Here is a 19,708-nt window from a genome sequence, read left to right as displayed (position 1 = left end):
TCGTTTCTTGAGGATGCGCGCGCTCCGCCCGATCATGGAACGAGAATCCGAGGGGATTCCAACCCAGGGAAACGGAGGGGCATCATGGAAACAACCGATCGCACGTTCTCGCGGAGGAGCTTCCTCAAAGGCGTCGGCATCGTCGGGGCCGCAGCGGCGACCGGGGCGGCGCTCGCCGGATGCGCGCCGTCCGGCGGCGACGCGCAGGAGGCGGCCGCGACGGGCGACGTTCCCGCGGTCACGCAGCGCCTGCTCGATCGCGGCATCATCGGCGCCGACCTGCCGGACGCGGCGCCCATCCTCCCCGCCGAGGCGCCCGAGCGCTACGACGACGAAGCCGACGTGATCGTCGTGGGCCTGGGCGGCGGAGGGCTGGCCGCAGCGGGCTATCTGGCCGAACAGGGGCTCGAGGTCATCGCCATCGACAAGGAGGCCACCGTGGGAGGCGCGAGCCGCCACGCGGCCGGCTACGTCGACATCCTCGGCGGCACCGAGGCCCAGAACGCGCTCGGGTTCCCAGGCGTGTACCGCGGCGACGACGATGCGGCCATCCGCGACGCGGAATCGAGCGCGAACTACTCCATCGACGAGAAGCTGCTGCGCACGCTCATCGACAACCACGTGGAGGCCGACGAGTGGATCACGTCGACGGAGGGCTGCAACCTCGTGTGCACCGGCGCCGCATGGAACGACGCCAGCCGCGAGGGCGGCGGGGGCGCGTTCTACAACGTGCTGGCTCAGGACAACCTCATGAACGCGCTCGAGAAGCGCGCGAAGGCGGGCGGGGCCGACATCCGTGTGCAGACGGCGGCGGCCCGGTTCGTGTTCGACGGGCAGCGCGTGACCGGCATCGTCGCCACCGACGAAGACGGCGCCGAGCACTATCTCAAGGCGAGGAAGGGGTTGATCCTCACCGCGGGCGGCATCGGCATGAACAAGGATCTCATCAGGGCGTACATCCCCAGCGCGTACGAGGGCGCCGTGCAGGGCGGCCCGATGCCCTTCCACACCGGAGAGGTGTTCCGCATGGGGCTGGGCGTAGGCGCCGACTTCTCCGGCTTCGACTCGTGGTGCTGCTGGGAAGGCGGCATCGACGAGAGCATCGCCGGCGGGGACGGCCAGTTCTGGCACTACTTCTGGCACGGCGAGCGCCAGCTGTTCCACAACCCGTGGCTCGTCATCGACAAGTACGGCCATCGCCAGCCCTACCACGCCCAGAACGTGCAGATCGACACGTACAACACCTGCCTGATAGGCGGCATGGGCGACCTGTCCACCACGAGCGCCTGGATGTCGGCCGTAGGGCACCACGCGTACAACATCTGCGACGCGAAGTTCCCCGAGGAGATATTCAAGAAGAGCGTCACCCCCGACAGCGTCAAGGACAAGTGCCGCATCCCGCTCGCCGACCCCGACCGGCTGCCCGAGAACAAGGGGCTCGTGTCCGCCGACTGGATCGGCGAGGTGGAGGCGGCCGTCGAGCGCGGCGCCGTCAAGAAGGCCGACACCATCGAGGAGCTGGCCGAGATGCTGCTGCTCGATCCCGCCGTGGTCAAGCGGGCCGTCGAGGACTACAACGCCCTGTGCGCGCAGGGCTTCGACGACGAGCTGGCCTTCCCCTACGACCCGAGCTGGCTGAGCCCCATCGACACGCCGCCCTACTACGCGGCCATCGTGGGCGGCCAGATCGGCAAGACGCTGTGCGGCCTGCGCGTGAACGATCTGTTGCAGGTTGCCGACGAGGACGGCAGGACGATCCCCGGCCTGTACGCGGGCTTCTCCACCATGGGCGGCATGGACGGCGAGGGCAACTACGGCTGCCTCGCCGGCAACGGCGGCACGTACTTCGGCGGCGTCGGCAGCTCGCTGATCACCGGCTACATCGCCGCCAAGAAGCTGATCGAGCACGAGGGATAAGCGAAAGAGCCGGAAGCACCCGCCCCCGGCCCGAACGCAACGGCGAAGCGGTCAGGCGTCGAGCCCGACCGCTTCGAAGTTCGCGTACATCCTCCGGTGCCAATCGCGCAGCCGATCCCTCTCCTGCTCGGTCAGGGAGACGTAGTAGCGATCCGTCGCCTGCACGAGCAGATCGCGGCCCCGCGTTGAAACAGCTTCCCCCTCCGGGGTGATCTCGACGATGAACGACCGCTTATCGTCGTCCGATCGCTGCGCCTGCACCAGCTCGCGCATGCGCAGCGATCGGACGATGCGCGAAAGGGCGCTCGTCTCGATGCGCAGCCTGCTGGCGATGTCGCCCTGCCTGAGCGGCGCGCCCTCTTCGGCGAGCAGGTCGAGCGTGCGGAACTCGCTGAGCGACAGGTGCACGCTCGACGCGAGCGTGGTGGTCCACAGCTGGTCGATATAGTGCAACGCCATGATCCATGCGGGGATGACCAGGCTCTCGTCATCGAGGGACGGCGCGCCTTCCTGTATGCCCAAGCCGTTTTCGACGAACACGCGCGAGTCGACCATCATGCCCCAATTGACGCGCTCATCGGCCGAGACCTTCCAAAACGCATCGAGCAGGGCATCGCGGATGGCGTGCGAAACGCCGTCGGCCAGATTCCGCCCGTCGACCGTCAGGCGGATCGTCGCCTTGCGGGAATCGCGCTCGTCGGCGCATTTCGACACCAGACCCCGCTCCTCCAACCTGCTGACCGCAGCCGAAACCGTGTTCCTGCGCAGCAGCAGGAACGATTTGAACTCGGACAGGCCCATGGGGCGCGCTGCGACGATCAGCTCCTGCAAGATGCAGTAGTCGGTCACCGCCACGCCGCCAGCCTGGGAGACGACCTTTTGGATGGTCCCGTTGGTGGCCGCGAGCACTTGCAGGAATTGATGGGAGAATATCGGCGTGACGCTCAAAGATGCTCCTTGCGCATGAGAAGATATTGCATATCGCGCATTATGGCAGATGCGCGGCGCGTTTCGACCGTTCGCGCAACCGTCTTCACGCGTGCGTCAAATCTCTTACGTTCCCGCGCACCGTTGCAACGGGAGCCTCTCATGCCATCGCCCCGGGAAAGAGCGCAACCCGTGCGATTCCGCACCCAACCCACCCATATTTACTTGATTGATTGACAAGTTGATTTATTGATACTACTATGGCGGAAACCGCAAGGAGGGCGCAGGGGGCGAGATGCCGTCCGCCTCCCCCCTCTCGCGGTTCGAAGCTCCCCAAAGGAGCGAGGTGTTCGATGAGAGGAGCAGGGATGAAGCAGGGAGAAGGGATCCCCCGGGACGAGGGGGCGTTCGCACCAAGCAGACGCGATTTCCTGAAAGGGGCCGGCGTCGTCGCCGGAGGCCTGACCATCGCCGGGATGTTCGCCGGCTTGACGGGCTGCTCCCCCACGGCAAGCGGCGCAAGCGGAGCGACGGAACGCCAGACGATAGCGGACGAAGCCGGCGGCTACCCGGTGATCGTCCACGAGACGGACGTGGTGGTGGTCGGCGGGGGCCTCGCCGGATGCACGGCTGCCCGGCGCGTCATCCAGGCAGGCAAGACGCTCGCCATCGTGGACAAGGGGCGCTTCGGGCACTCGGGAACGTCGGGCCAGAACTGGGGCGCCGATTTCATCTCGCCCGAGCTGGCCGCCGACGGAGGACAGGGCTTCTTCGAGACCATCGTCGCCGATTTCTTCGGCCTGTGCGACCAGGATTGGGCCTGGGCCTTCACGCAGGGCCTGCGCGAAGGCGCGCCCATGGTGACGGTCGAGAAGTCGGGCTGCGTGCAGCAGCGCAATCCCGACGGCAGCCTGTTCGGCACGTGGTCGACCGAGACTCCGATGTCGGACACGTTCGGGAACAAGGTGCGCCGCTTCGCCCAGATGCTGCATCGCATGGGCGCCGACGTGTACGACTACACCATGATGGTGGACATCATGCAAGACGGAGACGGCCATTGCGCGGGGGTCGTGGCCATCGACCTGAAGACCGGCGCGGCCCACGTGTTCCGCGCCAAGGAGACCATCCTGGCGACCGGCGTCAATTCGTGGGCGATGAAGCCCTCCATCATGGGGCCCGAGGACACCGGCGACGGCCACGCCGTCTTGGCCAAGCGCGGCGTGCCGCTCTGGGACATGGAGATGACCACGTTCGACTACACGGTGATCAAGCCCTACAGCATGACGGGAGCCGTGAACGAGCATGCGGGCATCCTCACGCTGAACTCGTCGGTGTGGGATCGCGCGCAGAACTCCCAGGGCGACAAGTACTGCACCGACTACTTCACCAGTGCGGAGCACGAAGCGAACCCCGCAGCCGGGTTCGTCACGTTCGAGCTGCTCACCATGCAGCAGATCATGGGCGGCGAGTCCATCTACATGGATTGCACCGGCATCGACCGCGACCATCCGATGTATCCCTACGGCATGATGCACGGCTTCTTCGATGACGTGCCCGAAGTGGGCTATTCCTACGCGAAAGCGGAGGAATGCCAGCAGGCCTGCATCACCTCGTGCGGGCACGTGCGCCAAAGCGCCACGATGGAAACCGACATCCCCGGGCTGTACAGCGCCATGCAGGGCCTCACCTACTACGGGCAGAGCCAAGCGTTCGGCCAGGGCTGGGTGGCCGGAGCGGCGGCGGCCGCGGCAGCGGACGAGATCGCGCTGCCCGCGTTCGACATGACGGAGGTGAAGCAGGTGCTCGACGGCGTGTACGGGCATCTGACCAAGGAGCAGCCGTCGAACGGCATCCGCGCCGCCGCCTTGCTGGAGAGCATCCGCGACAACTCGGCGAGCTTGCGCTACCCGCGCGATGCCGACGGGATCAAAACGGCCATCGACGGCTACGCGAAGCTTCGCGGCGAAGACCTGCCCGCCATGTACTGCGCCTCCTCCAGCCGCACGATGAACATCGAGTGGAAGAACGCCATCGAGGCCGAGCACGTGCTGATGTGCGGCGAGGCCATCGCGCTGGCTTCGGACCTGCGCAAAGAGACGCGCCCGTGGTTCTACCGCTCGGACTATCCCAAGATCGACAACGACAACTGGTTCAAGAACATCACGTGCTCGTATCGCGACGGATCGTGGACGCTGGGCACGGAAGAGGTCAACGCGAGCCGTATCAAGGCCGACGACGTCAAGAGCATGCTGATGGACATCGACCTGGATGCGACCATTTAGGCGAAAGGAGCAGAAACCATGGCTGAACCGATCACGTTGAACGTTCAAAGGTTCGATCCGTCGACCGACGCGGAACCCTACGTCGTCGCCTACGAGGTGCCGGTGGACGGCACGGCGGCGAACGAGGTGTGGACCGTGCTCAAGGCGCTGCACTACATCCATCGCAACGTCGAGCCGATCACGTACGACTACAACTGCCGCTGGGGAGGGTGCGGCCGCTGCGGCGTCGCCGTCGACGGCGTGCCCAAGCTGGCATGCTGGGCGCGCGTCGAACCCGGAAAATCGTACCGGGTGGAGCCGCTCGCCGGCTTCCCCATCGTCAAAGACCTCATGGTGGACAACGCCCGAGCCTACGACCGCTTCGTGCAGTCCGACCTGTCGATCAAGACGTACCGGCCCATGGACGAGGTGCGCGCACTCGATGCGGACGTATGGTGGGGCAAGGCGGACGGAAGCGACGACGCGGTGTCGCTCAAGCGCTTCAACCGCTGCCGGGAGTGCATGTCGTGCTACACCGTGTGCACCGCGCTCAACGACATGAACCGCTGGGATTCGTTCATCGGCCCTGGCGCCATGATGCAGATCGCAGCCCGCTACCTGGACACCGAGGACCAGTCCGACCGCCTGTCGCAAGCGGTGTTCTCGGGCGTGAGCCAGTGCATGCACTGCGGGAACTGCACGAGCGTGTGCCCGGCGCACATAGACATCGAGGCCGTCAACCGGAAGCTGCTCGACGACGCCGTAGCGCGCGGCTTGATCGACGGAAAGGAAGCGGCGACCCCGTCCTACCCGCTGCTGTAGCTGCCAGGCACCGACGACGAGGAACCCCGCGAGCTTGGCACCCGCGGGGTTCCTCGTCGATCAATCGTCGATGGGCCACTTGACTCCGGTTTCGCGCCAATTCTGCCAGTCGAGCGCGTCGCCGGTTATCTCCCATTGCTTGATGAAGGTGTACTCGTGCTCGGGACCTACGACCGAGGTGGCGTTGTAGTAGCGGGGACGCTCGGCATCGGGGACATCGAACACGTTCATGCCCGCGTACGAGGAACTGTCGCCCCCGGCGGCTTCGAGCAGCGTCGCCGCAAGGTCGATATGGCCTGTCGGCACCGAAGAGGACTTGATGGGTTCGTCGGATCCTCCCGTTTCCGTCGAAGGCTTCACGAGCAGCATAGGGCTCGTCGGCCCGGTTATCTCGTCAGCCAGATACCATTCGCCATGGTCTGCGGTCACCACGATGGTGGCGTCGTCGTACACGCCGAGCTCCTTGAGCTCCTTCAAGTACTCGCTCACGATATGGAGGGAGCCGAGACCTTGTTCGACGACGTCGGTACCGCCCTCGACGACCTCGACGTCGCGATTCAGCGTGAACGGCGCGTGGGTGCCGGCCAGGTGGATGAGACGGAAGCTCCCTTCCTCCCCGCCATCCGTCGTGCTCAAACCTTGCTCTTCGAGCATCGCATAGTATTTCGCATCGTCCATGGTCCACAACGAGTCCATCGAGTTTTCAGCGTTGCCGCCCAGCGCAGCGTTGTTCACCTGGTCGGTGTAGAACCAGAACGGCGGCTTCAGCACCCAAGGAAGATCACGGTACAGCGAACATTTCACCAACATCGCAACCGACGACAGGTAATCGATCTCACGTTCAGGCTGCCTGACGTTCTGCACCTTCTCGGAGAGCGCGCCGATCGCGTCGTGGATGTCGGTGGCGTACAGGTACGTCTCGTATCCCTGCGCATTGATGTCGTCGATCAAGCCCTGCTGCGTGTACCAGTCGATGATCAGCGACGTGGAGAAGGTCTCGTCCTCCGTCTCGAGGGTTCGGCCCGTCAACATCGAGGCCATGGCGTAGCGCGTGGGGATCATCGATCCGGTCGAATTCTCGAACCAGGTGAACCCGGTGAACTCGTCGAAGCAACCCGGATCGGCCGCTACCGCCTCCTCCAGGTATTTCGTGTCGAACGTATCGAGCACGAACATGATGATGTTGTTCTGTGCAGAGACCTCCGAAACGCCGTCTGTGGTTACGGACGGCCTCGCGTCGACGGGAGTCAGCCCGTTTTCAGACGGCGTGGTGAGAAGAAGGCCCAGGCTAACCGATTGAGCAACGATGCCCACCATGCACAGCGTCGCGGCGACGCCCTTGAACGTCAGCGACTTCTTCAGCGACAGGAACACGGCGAGCGCGATCAAAGCGACCCATACGGCGGCGCTCACCACCGTAACGGCCGTGTAGTCTTCCCAGACGACCTGCGTTCCATCGGCTGCAGGAAGCGAGGTGTTCAAGAACATCGCTTGAATATAGGCCGCAACGCCCACGGCTGCAATGATCGCAAAGCACACGTTGAACGCCTTCCCTCGCAACAGAGAGAGCGCCAAAGCGAGCGCGATGGAGCCCAGAAGCGCGACGACGGCGAAGGGAACCCAAACGTCCGCCGCCGTAAAGAGCAGGCTGCCCACGCTGCTTGCGACGATTTCGAGCGGACCCACCACCACGAGCGTGTAGAACAGCATGAGCGCTGCCGCCAACGCGAACAGAAAACGCGTGCCCCAGCACAGCTTTTCGGGCCTGTTCGATTTCAGCTCGGTCTTCATCCTCCGCGCTTCCACATCCGCACGTTCGAGACGATCCCGATATCCGGGCGCGTCGCCGTCGAGCGCATGAACCGCGCCCTCGACATGCTTCCCCTCGTTCTCGTCGATGCGGAGTATCCGGAGCAGATGCTTGCGCACGCGGCGCCAAACCACGCCGAGCACGGCGGAAAGCGCCACCGCGACGCCCGCCAGCGCCTGTATGGTGTAGGTCATGACGGAAGGATCGACGTAGGCGTAGGCCGGCGGGGCGAACCCGAGCACCAGAATTCCGGCGATCAGAGCCGGAAACATCCCGTCCGCTACGACCAGGCCGCCGCGCACGAGAATGCGCTTTGCTTCCCTATTCGCCATGGTGCACCGCCTCGGAGGCCCCGACGCTGCCATCCTGCTTCGCGAGCATGCGGCCGAGCAGATAGGCGCCGGCGACCTCGCCGCCGCGCCCCCTATGGTAGATCATGCGCGAGCGCACCTCCTCGATACGGTCCCGCCACGCTTCGGTATGGGAAATCATGTCGTCCACGACGTCGCCCAACCGGGCCAACTCTTCCACGGCCAACGATGTGCCGATCTGGTTGCGGATGGTCAGGTCGGTCGGCTCGATGCCGAGTTCCTCCCAATCAGGATTGCTCACCTTCATGGGCGTATCCACGAAAACGGAGGGCTTCATGGTGGTGAACGAGAACTCGCAGGCGATCGAGGACCAGTCGGTGACCAGCACGTCGGCATCGTAGATCGAATCCGACGTGGTAAAGTCCTGCTCGAAGTAGATATCGTCACGCGACCACGATGCGTAACGCTGCTGCAGCGATTCCCATCGCGCATGGTAGCGTTTGGTGTATTCGGGGTGCGGGCGCACGATCACGCTGTACCCGCGTCCCAGCAAAGGCTCGATGACTTCGTCTGCGCACAAGTCGAGCAGGCAGTCCTCCTGCCACGATGGGGCAACGAGGATGACGGGGCGCTGGGCTTGGGGTGCCTCGCGCAAGGCGTAAGCGGCAATCTGCCTATCGAGCAGGTCGTATCCGCATTCCACGAGGTTGCGCGCCGGAAGGCCTCGCACCTCTTCTGCCCGCTCGAGTTCTTCCTTCTGATGGGGGCCGACGCACAAAACGGTGTCGTAGTGGTCGAGCGCTTCCCGAGAGGAAACCAGATGGGTGGACGTCATATGGTGGAACAGGTATACGTATTCGACGTCTTTGCGGATGTAGGAGCGCTTGATGTAGAAGTTCTCCAGATCGTCGAGCGTCATCACGGCCACGTCGCATTCGAGCTTCATCATGAGCGTGATCAGGCGCTTGTCGCCGATGTAGTACGGAACGAGACGGGGTTTGCTCTTTTGCAGCTCGAAAACCTGGTCGTTGGGGTCGCTCGTGACGTAATGGATGTTCACGTCCGAGTTCGATAGCAGCCACTCGATCGCACCCTGGAAATACTTGTAGAACCCGCTGCGCTCGGAGTAGAACACGATGTGCTTGCCTACCACGCTCATGAAGCGCTTGTAGTCTTCCTTTTCGCGCTTCGCCAGAGGATCGCGCTTGTACCAGGGCGTCTTCCTCGCCGTGTAGGCGTTGAGCTCGTCAAGCTCGACGCGGCTTGCGGCAAGCTCGTCGTAGTCGATGTACTTCGAGGGCTTGATGATCAGGTTGCACAGCGCCTGCACGATGATGGCCATCAGGTTCGAGCATATCCAGTAGAAGGCCATGCCGGCCGCCACGTACACGCCCAGAACGAGCGACAGGACGATGGAAAGCCCGTTGGTGGTGTTCTTCTCCATCTTGGACTGCTCGCGCTGCAGAGGGTTGATCCTGTTCTGGGCGAAGCCCATCACCACCGCGGATAAACCCGCCAAAAGCGGCATGATCCACGAAAGCCCTCCGTCTTCCACCGGCACCATGCCCAAGAACTCGGTTCCCGGAGCGCCGTGGTCGGTGATGCCGTGAATCACTTCCACCAATCCGAACAGGACGATGATCTGCACCGCCAGCGGTATGAGCGAGAGCAGCGGATGGTAATGGTGCTTCTTGTTCAGCACGGTCTGCTTCTCGCCGATGGCCTCGGCGTCGCCGAAGTACTTCACCTTGATGCGATTGAGTTCGGGCATGATCTTGACCATGACGATGCTGTTCCACTGGCACCAGAGCGACAGCGGCATCAGGATGATCTTGATGATGACGGTGAACAGCAAAATGGCCATCCACCAGTTTCCCGTCAGATCGTAGCATGGCTGCACGATGTACGAGAAAAGATGCGCAAGCGCTTCTAGCATGTTTGTTCTTCCCCTGTCCCCTTCGCGCAAAAGCGCGGAGCGCAGCGCCAGCGCGCCGAACGGTGCGGGCGGTCGTCGATCGATGAATCAAGCAAGCAACCAGCTATTATACACAAGGGCAACGCCGCAGGGGACACGGCAGCTTCGCAACGCGCGTCGCCGGTCGCCTGGGCGCGAATCGGGACCTGTGACAATTTCCCAAGCGGATTCCGTTCCAGCTTCCTACCCGAGACGGGAAAGGGCCAGGTGGCATTTCGCAGCGCCGCCGGCAAAGGCGATCCGAGGCCCTCGATTTTGCCATGGCTGCCGATTTGCGTCCAAAACGTCGAAGACCGAGCGATGCCCCGAGGCGCCTCGACCCTGCGCGGTTCTGCGCTAAAGAAAGAATAGGAACGAACGGTTCACGTGAACCATTCGTTCCGATCCCCTATTCGGCGTGTAACGCCCGACCGGGTTCCGCGGCCCCGCTCCCGGTCGAGGCGTCGGCCGGAAGCGTATGCGCCGTCGCGTTCCCGCCTCCCCATGTGCGGAAAAATCGGGGTTTTGGCAATCTTTCCCCCTGCTTCGCCGTCGCGGGACGCCGCCGTCGCGGTCTCGGGCGGAGAAACCCCAGGTCGAGAGTTCTTCGCAGCGGGAAACCGGGGGCCGAGTTGCCAAAAGCCCGATTTTCCCGCACGCAAGGGAGCCCGAAGCGGCGCGGCCGGGACGCGGCCGGCGCGGCGGTGCCCCGTCGAGGCGGGCGGCCCGCCGGGCATCATGCGCCGAATAGGGAGTCGGAACATTCGTTCGCAAGGAACGCAAAAAACCGCCGCAAGCAGCGAGCTTGCAGCGGTTTTGCGTTCTGCGTTTCTGTTCCGAACCCGCTACTCGTCCAGGGCTTCGGCGATTTCGTCGGTGATGTCCATCACGTGGTAGACGTTCTGGAGGTCTTCGAGCTCCTCGAGGCGGTCGATGAGGCGCATGACCTTCTTCGCGTCGGAGACGCTCACCGTCGCGGGCGTGGTGGGCATCATGGTCATCTCGGCGCCCTTCGTGACGACGTCGGCTGCCTCGAGCGCCTTCTTCACGGCCATGAGGTCGCTCGGGGACGTGTAGACGATCCACTCGTCATCGGCGTCCTCGTAGTCGTCGCCGCCCGCCTCGGCGACGGCGAGCATGAACTCCTCCTCGCCGGCCGCGGCGCCGTTCGGCTTCACGGGATTCTTCTTGTCGCCGGTCTCGACCTCTTTGGGAACCATGATCTGGCCCTTGCGCTCGAACTGGAACGCGACGGAGCCGGACGTGCCCAGGTTGCCGCCCGCATGGCTGAAGGCCGCACGCACGTCGGCGGCGGTGCGGTTGCGGTTGTCGGTCAGCGCCTCGCACAGCACGGCGATGCCGGCCGGGCCGTAGCCCTCGTACACGACGGTCTCGTAGTTCGCGGCGTCCTTGCCGGAACCGAAGGCCTTGTCGATGGCGACCTTGATCTTATCTTTCGGCAGGGAGTAGCCCTTGGCCTTCTCGATGGCGGCCGCAAGCGATGCGTTGTTGTCGGGATTCGGGTCGCCGCCCTCTTTCGCCGCCACCGTGATGTTGCGCGACAGCTTGGAGAACAAGGCCGAGCGCTTCGCGTCCTGCGCCGCCTTGCGATGTTTCGTTGTAGCCCACTTTGAATGCCCAGACATATGCGTCCCTTCCACCATAGCAATACCAGCCGAGTATTCTAGCACATCAGTCAAATCCCCCGGTCGCCCTTCGCACGGTCTTCAAAAACGCAGGACGCAGGTTTCGGGAGAGCCACAGGACGGCTGCGGATTGGTAAGGAAGCGAACAGGCCAGCTCATCGACCGTACAATGACCGACGTCGAGGATCTCTCAAGGGCTGATCCTCCGAAACAACGTGCCATACGGAAGGAGCACTGCCATGAAGGGAAACCCGGAACTTATCGATAAGCTGAACTATCTGCTTGCTGGCGAATTGACCGCCATCAGCCAGTACATGGTGCATGCGGAGATGTGCGAGGATTGGGGCTACGATCGCTTGAGCGAGAGCTTCAAGAAGCGCTCCATCACCGAGATGCATCACGCCGAGCGCCTCATCGAGCGCATCCTGTTCCTCGAGGGCACGCCCATCGTGTCCAAGCTCGACCAGTTCAGCATCGGGTCCGCCGTGCCCGAGCAGGTGGACAACGACCACGCGATGGAAGTGCAGACGGTGAAGGACTACAACGACGCCATCGTGCTGGCCGGCAACGTGCTGGACTACGCCACGCGCGAGGTGCTGCAAGCCATCCTCAAGGACGAGGATCGCCACGTCGACGAGCTGGAGGACCTGCAGGACCAGATCGAGCAGATGTCGCTGCAGATCTTCCTGTCCACGCAGAACTAGCGTTTCCGCCCTCGCGGCGCGAGCGACCATGCGCGGCGCGAGGGCGCAGCCGGTGCGCGCTTTACCGAGATAAAGCGCGCACCGGCTGAACGGTGGTTGACAACGGGTTGCGGCCTGAGCACTATAGGAGGATGCAGCAAGCAACGGCGACGAGCCGCGCTTCAACGGAGCCGCCCGCCATCCTCGAAGGAGACCTCATGCGCAACATCCACTGCCTCAACAACATCTCGGCGTACGGCACCGATCTCTTCACCGACGACTACGAGCTCATCGACGCCCTCGACCAGGCCGAGGGCGTTCTGGTGCGCAGCGCCGCGCTGCACGACACCGCGTTCCCCGCTAGCCTGCTGGCCATCGCCCGCGCCGGCGCCGGCGTGAACAACATCCCGCTCAACCGCTGCGCCGAGGAGGGCATCGTGGTGTTCAACACCCCCGGCGCGAACGCGAACGCCGTGAAGGAGATCGTGGTGTGCGGCCTCATGCTGGGCAGCCGCGACATCGCCGGCGGCATCGCCTGGTGCCGGCACAACGCCGACGACGAGAACATCGCGAAGGCGGCCGAGAAGGCGAAGAAGGCGTTCGCCGGACGCGAGGTGAAGGGCAAGAAGCTGGGCGTCATCGGCCTGGGCGCCATCGGGGCCGAAGTGGCCAACATCGCTATCGACCTGGGCATGGACGTGTACGGTTACGATCCGTACGTGTCGGTGGGCGCCGCGTGGCGCATCTCGAGCGCCGTCCATCACGTGACGAACCTCGACGACATCTTCCGCACCTGCGACTACATGACCATCCACGTGCCGGCCATGGACGGCACCATCGGCATGATCGACGAGCGCGCCTGCTCGCTCATGAAGGACGGGGCCGTGTTCCTGAACTTCTCGCGCGACACGCTCGTGAACAACGAGGCCATGGCCGCCGCGCTGGCCTCCGGCAAGGTGCACGCCTACATCACCGACTTCGCCACGCCCGAGGTCATGCGAATGGATCGCGCCATCGTGCTGCCCCACCTGGGCGCCTCCACCGCCGAGGCCGAGGACAACTGCGCCATGATGGCCGTGCGCGAGCTCATGGACTACCTGGAGAACGGCAACATCGCGAACTCCGTGAACTACCCCGCCTGCAACATGGGCCCCGTGCCCGACGGCCTGCGCCGCGTGGCCGTGCTGCACGCGAACGTGCCGAACGCCATCGCCCGCATCACGAACGTGTTCGGCGACGCCGGCGTGAACATCGAGAACATGGTGAACAAGGCGCGCGGCGACAACGCCTACACGATGCTCGATCTCGACGCCGGCACCCCGGGGCACCCCGACGACGCCATCGACCGCCTGAACGCCATCGAGGGCGTCCGCCGCGTCCGCGTGGTGAAGTAACGGCGTCGCACGCCGACGAAGCCCCGACGCAGGAAGGCCCCGTGCAACCGCACGGGGCCTTCCTGCGTCGCAAGGACCCTTCGAGACGCTCCGGCGGTTTCCCTACGGCACGAGGACGTTCAGCGCGTGGGGGACGACGGCTATGTCGAAGGCGCGGCCTTCGATGAGCTCGCCGTCCATCTGGGCGGGCGGGGCCTCGTCGAACTCGACGCGCAGGGTGCGGCACTGGCGCAGCTCCACCTGCTTGAAGCGGACGTGCTTGCCGTCCTTGGCGCGCAGGAAGATGTAGAGGGCGCGGGCGGCGCTGACGGGCGGGTGCGCGATGCACACGTCGAGCAGGCCGTCGTCGATGCGCGCGTCGGGGCAGATCTTGAAGCCGCCGCCGTAGTAGGGCCCGATCTGCACGGCAAACGTGATGGACCGGGCCTCCACCGGCTCGCCCCCGTCGAACGACACGTGGTAGCGTCGCAGGTCGAGATGGTGGAGCAGCTGGTCGACGCCGCTTTCCATGTAGAGGATGGTGCCCGTGCGGCCCGTGCGCACGCGGCGCTCCATCGTGTCGAGGGCGATGGCGGCGTCGAGGCCGAACGAGAGCGTCTCCACGAACCAGCAACCGTTGACGCTTCCCACGTCCGCCGGGTGCGCGTGCGCCGTCAGCAGCTGGGCGCACGCCTCGTCCACCTTGCCGGAGATGCCGAGCGTGCGCGCGTAGTCGTTGCCCGACCCCACGGGAATCACCCCGAGCGTCGGCCGCTGCGCTTCCGGACGCCGCATGAGGCCGCTCGCCACCTCGTGGATGACGCCGTCGCCACCGAGCGCGATCACCGTCGCGCAGCCTTCGGCTCGCTCGGCGATCTCGGAAGCGTGCCGCGGCCCCGCCGTGCGGACGAGCACGACCGCGTCCTCCCCCAGCTGCGCGCGCAGCAGGGCGACGGCGCGCTCCGCGGCGGCGGCCCCGTTGCCGTTCTGCGCGGCGGGATTCGCGATGAGCAGGGTGGTTCCCTCGAATACCGGCATGGGCGTCCTTTCGACGTTGGAACGGCGAGCCGCCAGCGCGCCCGCGATGGTGCCTATTATAGGCGAAGGAACCCGGGAGGAAAGGGCGCGGGACCCTCCAGGGCGCAGCGAGCTCCGGAGGGGGCCGAGCACCGAGAGGAGGCGGAATCCTTACCCAATCCTTTCCTTCGCGCGACGTGCTTCTTGCAGGGATCTTACGTCGCTCGCCTACGATTGAACGCGTCACATCGTCGATCGAAAGGAAACCATGGACCCCCAACAGCTCGCGTCAGCTTTCGACCGCGGCACGTTCGGCGTGTCGCGCCGCACGTTTCTCAAGCTGGCCGCCGTCGCCGGCGTATCGGCCGCAGGAGGGATGCTCGTCTTCCCCGAGCAGCAGGCCGCAGCCGCGTTCACGCAACCCGAGAGCCCGCATTGGCCGAGCCTCTCCGGCGACAAGATCCGCTTCACCGTGCACAGCGACACCCACGTCGGCGCAAGCCAGAGCAACGACTACCGCGACAAGATCCCCGCCGCGTTCTCGGCCATCTACGCCCTCGCGCCCGACGTCGACGCGCACTTCTTCGTGGGCGACTCGGCCGACACCGGCCATCCCGACCAGTACGTCGAGCTCGCACAGCTGTTGAACGCGAACGCGCGCAAGCCGGTGGGCATCGTCATGGGCAACCACGAGTACTACAACTGGGGCGGCGACCAGCAGCGCGCCCAGGACGCGTTCAAGGCGTTCCTCGCCTCGGAGCTGGCCGTGGCAGGCTCGTTCCAGATCCCGGGCGGGGCGAACGAAGGCCAGGTGGACGCCGACTTCACCGTGGGCGGCTACCACGTGCTGGCGGTCGCGCCCGAGCCGGGCGGCTACGACAACAGCTGGTACGGGGCGAAGCGCGAGTGGATACTCGAGCACTGCGCAGCTGCGGCGGCGGAAGATCCCGCCAAGCCCATCTTCCTGTTCACGCACCACCCCTTCCCGAACACCGTGTGGTACTCGGGCTCGAACAGCTGGGACGGCCAGTTCGACGAGAACGCCAACACGGCGCAGTCCGGCGCGTTCTACCGCTCCCTGTGCCAGCAGTATCCGCAGATCATCCACTTCTCGGGCCATACGCACATCCCCCTGGCCGACCCGCGCTCCATCTACCAGGACGACGGGTTCACGCTCATCCAAACCGCCACGTTCGCCAACAACTTCTGGATGGAGAACGACGGGCACGACGAAGGGGGCAGCACGGGCGGCCACCCGAACGCCGGCTGGGACGCGAACCAGTGCGAGCTCGTGGAAATCGATCCGGCGACGCACGCCGTGTCGGTGCACCGCCTGGACTTCCGCAGCGGATGCGCCCTCGGAGCGCCGTGGGTCATCGAGCCGTCGAAGGGCGCGGCCGGGTTCCGCTACACGCACGCCGGCATGGCCGCGCGCAGCAAGCCGCCCCTCGTGCAGGACGGCGCCGCGGTGACGGTACCCGAGGAGTCCGTCACGGCGAGCGGCGCGTCCTTCAGCGTGACGGCTTCCCGGGTGGTGCCCGACCCCTCGGGGCTCGAGGACGACATCGTCATCGCGTACCGGGCGGAGGTGAGCGAGGAAGGGTCGCCCGACGCGCCGGTCTACGACGCGCGCTTCATGTCCGACTACTACAAGGCCGAGGCGAACCGCGCCGAGGTGTTCGAGCGTCCGCTGTTCGGCGCGGCGCTGGCCGAGGACACGGCGTACGTGCTGCGCGTGTTCGCCGCGAACCCGTTCGGGAAGGAAACGCTCGTCGGCGAGGCGGCGTTCCGCACGGCGGCCCGGATCACGCCGGCCCTGGGCGACCCGCTGCTGTCCGTGGATTTCTCCACAGGCGGCCACGCGGATGCCGCGCCGACGCCGCACCACGCCGTGCCCACCGGCGCGCTGACCTACGAGAGCGACACGTTCGGCGTGCCCGTGGCCGTGTTCGACGGGTCGTCGGCCGTAGGATACGACTTCACCGCCGATGACTACGCGGCCATCGCGCAGGCCGAGACGATCGAGGTGCTGTTCCAGTTCACGGCGAACCCGCCGAGCGGCTACTTCGACCTGTTCTCCAGCGCGCAAGGCGCCGGCCAGGACCTCAGCTACTACGCGCCCCAGCTGCAGCACTACGTCAACACGGGATCGGGCTACCGCTGCACCGAGGCCACCGTGCCGCTGAACGCCTGGACGCACGTGCTGGCCACCTACGACGGTGCCGTCATGAGCTACTACCTGAACGGCGAGCTCGTCTCGACGCTGGAGAACACGGGGTCGATCCCCGCCCCCACCGCCGCCGCCACGCGCTGGTTCGTGGGCGCCGACGTCAACTCGGACGGCGAGATGGAGAAGCCCATGACCGGCAAGGTGGCGTTCGCGAAGCTGACGCCCGGCGTGGCGACGGCGACGCAGGCCGCCGAGCTGTACGTGGCGGCGGCGCCCGTTGCGGCGCCGGTCGCGCCCCCGAGCGCCGACGCCATCGGGACGGCCACCGCAGGCGAGGTCTACGCCATCCCCCCGCTGCCGTTCGCCGACGCGAACGGGCGGGAGCTGCAGGGCATCCCGTCGGTCGTCGGTCCCGACGGGGCGGCGGTGGACGTCGTCAGGACGGAGGCCGAGGGGGTCGCCGCCTACCGCTTCACGCCCGCCGTCGAAGGCGCGCACACGGTGACGTACGCCGCCGGCTACGCGCAGCGGCCCGCGTTCGAGCTGGCCGTGGCCGCCGCCGTCGCGAAGCCCGACCCCGATCCGGAGCCCGATCCCTCGCCCGACCCGGAGCCGACGCCCGACCCGACGCCGGAGCCCGATCCCGAACCCGAGCCGACGCCCGATCCTGCGCCGGAGCCCTCCCCTGCTCCCGATGCCTTCGCGCCCGAGGTGGTGACGTCCTCGACGACGCCGCAGGCGAAGAAGCTGGCTCAAACGGGCGACCCCGTCGCCTTCGGTGGCATCGTCGCCGGCGTCGCCGCCACCGCCGGAGCCGCCATCTGCGTGGCCCGCAGCCTCATCAAAGGCGAGCTGACCGAGGAGGAGTAGGCGGCGTCCGCCGCCACCCGCCATGGCGCGGCGAAAGCGCACGGGCTCGTGCGTCTCTCGCCGCGCCGGTCGCGCGCCGGTCGCGCGCTTCGCGCATCGGCGCGGAAGCGTCTCGCGAACCGCACGCCGATCCCCGCGTCATGGGAGGGTTGCTACCCGCGCTCGAATTCCAAGTCGCGCTCGGCCGCTTCCTCCAGCCCCGCTTCCACTGCCGGGTCGAGGGAGCCGTGCGCCGCGTCCCACTCCTCGGGGTCGCCGTCGAGGGCCATGCCGCGGTACTCCTCCGTGCGCTTGCGAGCCGACACCACGCGCACGATCTCGCCGATCACCGCGAACGCCAGCACGCCGACCAGCATGGGGATCTTCGAGAGCTCCTCCTCCGAGCCGTTGAGCGGCACGATGGTGGCGATCATCGACAGGATGAGCAGCACGACGGGTACCCAGCACGCCACCGTCGCGGCGGCCTTGCCGCCGGGCATGCGGAAGATGCGCGTACGATCGGGGTCCACCGAGCGCAGCTTGAGGAACGCCGGGAACATCGGCATGTAGCAGATCAGCAGGAACACGATGTTCATCGAGAAGAAGATCCAGAAGAACCCGTCCAGGCCGACGGCCGACATGATGGGCGACACGAGCACGAGCGCGCTCGCGATGACGCCGTTCACGAGCGCCGCGCCGGTGGGCACGCCCTTCTTGTTGAGCCGCGCGAACACGCCGGGCATGTTCTTCTTGTCGGCCGCGTGGGCCGCCACGTAGTTCACGCCGAACGACCAGCTGATCATGTTGCCGAACAGCGTGACCAAGAAGACGACGCCGATGGCGATGAACAGCAGGCTGCCGTTGCCGGCCATGATGGCCACGGCGTCCATGATGCCCGAGTCGAGCGACACCTCGTTGGACGGGATGGCCGCGCCGATGCCGAACGAGCTGAACAGGTAGATGGCCGCGATGGCGATGCCGCCGGCGATGATGGCCGTGGGAATCTGCTTCTTCGGGTTCTCCATGTCGTTGGCGAACACGGCGATGGCCTCGAAGCCCATGAAGTTGAACAGGATGATGGACAAATACGTCAGGCTGCTCGCGTCCATCGACGGCAGGAACGTGGCCGGCGACATGTCGCTGGCGAAGCCGTTCGTCACGGCGTAGTAGATGCCGAGGCCGCCCACCGACACCGCGATGAGCACCTTCAGCACGGCGGACAGGTTGAGGATCCAGCCGGAATCGGACACCTTCGAGAAGCTCATGAACACGACGATCCACACGAAGGCCAGCTCGATGGCGAGCGTCGGGATCAGATCGAGCTCGAAACCGGTCATCAGCGCGATGGTCTCGGGGAACAGGAAGGCGAGCGACGCCATCCACAGCGGGAAGTTGATCCAGTAGTACCAGCTCACGCGGCTGCCCCACTTGTCGCCGAACGCGCGGCGCACCCAGTCGGCGATGCCGCCCTCGTCGTCGGCGTACGTGGTTCCCAGCTCGCACACGATGAGGCCGTACGGCATGAGGAACGCGATGATGAGGAAGATCCACCAGAAGAACTGGGAGTTGCCGATGGCGGCGGCAGGCGCGGCCGCTTCGGCGACGAACACGACGCAGATCACCGTGAGGATCGCGTCGATCATGCGGAATTTCTTTTTCTTGGCCATCAGACCATCCCCTTTACAGAGTGGGTTCCATGTTGGCGTAGCGGATGTCCCCCAGGGGAGCCGTCCCCTGGGGGACATCCGGAACCTACTTGCCGATCTTCCCCAGCACCGCGTTCATGCGGGCCTCGGCCGCGTCGGCGACGGCGGCGTCCTCCTTCACCTTGGGGCAGAGGTAGGCCAGGATCGCGCGGATGGAGTGCTTGCGGTTCTCGGCCTCCACCCAGCAAAGCGAGCGCTCGGGATGGTCCATGACCTCGTCGGTCACCTCCTCGCCGCGGGTGGCCGGCAGGCAGTGCATGAA

The 19,708-nt window shown here is 65.7% G+C and carries 12 protein-coding genes and 1 pseudogene; 6 read left to right on the top strand and 7 right to left on the bottom strand.

The window, feature by feature from the left end; translation table 11 throughout:
- Positions 1 to 84 precede the first annotated feature (84 nt).
- The gene (locus H8S61_RS12925) at positions 85 to 1,917 is read left to right on the top strand and encodes an FAD-binding protein (protein WP_186939271.1); all 1,833 of its coding nucleotides are present in this window, start codon (positions 85 to 87) and stop codon (positions 1,915 to 1,917) included.
- Between the two features lie 51 nt (positions 1,918 to 1,968).
- On the opposite strand, the gene H8S61_RS12920 is transcribed toward H8S61_RS12925, so the two are convergent.
- A complete protein-coding gene (locus H8S61_RS12920) occupies positions 1,969 to 2,865 on the bottom strand; it encodes a MarR family winged helix-turn-helix transcriptional regulator (protein WP_186939270.1) in 897 nt (298 codons plus the stop codon).
- 347 nt (positions 2,866 to 3,212) lie between these two features.
- On the opposite strand from H8S61_RS12920, the gene H8S61_RS12915 reads away from it, so the two are divergent.
- Entirely contained in the window at positions 3,213 to 5,126 is a 1,914-nt protein-coding gene (locus tag H8S61_RS12915; RefSeq protein ID WP_186939269.1) for an FAD-dependent oxidoreductase, read from the top strand.
- An 18-nt stretch (positions 5,127 to 5,144) separates the two neighbouring features.
- The gene (locus H8S61_RS12910) at positions 5,145 to 5,927 is read left to right on the top strand and encodes a 2Fe-2S iron-sulfur cluster-binding protein (RefSeq protein WP_186939268.1); all 783 of its coding nucleotides are present in this window, start codon (positions 5,145 to 5,147) and stop codon (positions 5,925 to 5,927) included.
- A 60-nt stretch (positions 5,928 to 5,987) separates the two neighbouring features.
- Here the strand turns inward: H8S61_RS12910 and H8S61_RS12905 are convergent, their stop codons facing one another.
- From H8S61_RS12905 to H8S61_RS12895, 3 genes are all read right to left on the bottom strand, one after another.
- Positions 5,988 to 8,039, bottom strand: a complete 2,052-nt coding sequence (locus tag H8S61_RS12905) for a sulfatase-like hydrolase/transferase (RefSeq protein ID WP_366458404.1) — start codon at positions 8,037 to 8,039, stop codon at positions 5,988 to 5,990.
- Between the two features lie 19 nt (positions 8,040 to 8,058).
- Positions 8,059 to 9,984: a membrane protein insertase YidC gene (gene yidC / locus H8S61_RS12900; RefSeq protein ID WP_186939267.1), complete on the bottom strand. Its 1,926-nt coding sequence runs from the start codon at positions 9,982 to 9,984 to the stop codon at positions 8,059 to 8,061.
- A gap of 863 nt (positions 9,985 to 10,847) precedes the next feature.
- Complete coding sequence (locus H8S61_RS12895; RefSeq protein ID WP_186939266.1) at positions 10,848 to 11,648, bottom strand: YebC/PmpR family DNA-binding transcriptional regulator; 801 nt, start codon at positions 11,646 to 11,648, stop codon at positions 10,848 to 10,850.
- Positions 11,649 to 11,887: 239 nt separating this feature from the next.
- Here H8S61_RS12895 and bfr point away from each other — a divergent pair, with 239 nt between their 5' ends.
- Both bfr and H8S61_RS12885 read left to right on the top strand, forming a co-directional pair.
- Positions 11,888 to 12,352: a bacterioferritin gene (gene bfr, locus H8S61_RS12890; RefSeq protein WP_015760309.1), complete on the top strand. Its 465-nt coding sequence runs from the start codon at positions 11,888 to 11,890 to the stop codon at positions 12,350 to 12,352.
- Positions 12,353 to 12,549: 197 nt separating this feature from the next.
- Entirely contained in the window at positions 12,550 to 13,725 is a 1,176-nt protein-coding gene (locus tag H8S61_RS12885) for a phosphoglycerate dehydrogenase (protein ID WP_186939265.1), read from the top strand.
- Between the two features lie 102 nt (positions 13,726 to 13,827).
- On the opposite strand, the gene H8S61_RS12880 is transcribed toward H8S61_RS12885, so the two are convergent.
- A complete protein-coding gene (locus tag H8S61_RS12880; RefSeq protein ID WP_186939264.1) occupies positions 13,828 to 14,742 on the bottom strand; it encodes a diacylglycerol/lipid kinase family protein in 915 nt (304 codons plus the stop codon).
- A 247-nt stretch (positions 14,743 to 14,989) separates the two neighbouring features.
- On the opposite strand from H8S61_RS12880, the gene H8S61_RS12875 reads away from it, so the two are divergent.
- Positions 14,990 to 17,761 (top strand): metallophosphoesterase, encoded by a 2,772-nt coding sequence (locus tag H8S61_RS12875; RefSeq protein WP_186939263.1) that lies wholly within the window; start codon positions 14,990 to 14,992, stop codon positions 17,759 to 17,761.
- A gap of 152 nt (positions 17,762 to 17,913) precedes the next feature.
- Here H8S61_RS12875 and H8S61_RS12870 read toward each other — a convergent pair whose 3' ends face one another.
- Complete coding sequence (locus H8S61_RS12870; RefSeq protein WP_186939262.1) at positions 17,914 to 19,407, bottom strand: APC family permease; 1,494 nt, start codon at positions 19,405 to 19,407, stop codon at positions 17,914 to 17,916.
- Between the two features lie 85 nt (positions 19,408 to 19,492).
- Positions 19,493 to 19,708, bottom strand: a pseudogene (locus H8S61_RS12865) (putrescine carbamoyltransferase); the annotation flags it as partial.

The organism is Eggerthella hominis (assembly GCF_014287365.1).
Classification (GTDB): domain Bacteria; phylum Actinomycetota; class Coriobacteriia; order Coriobacteriales; family Eggerthellaceae; genus Eggerthella; species Eggerthella guodeyinii.
Note: the sequence above shows the minus strand (reverse complement) of the source record. Positions and strands in the feature narration are given on the sequence as shown.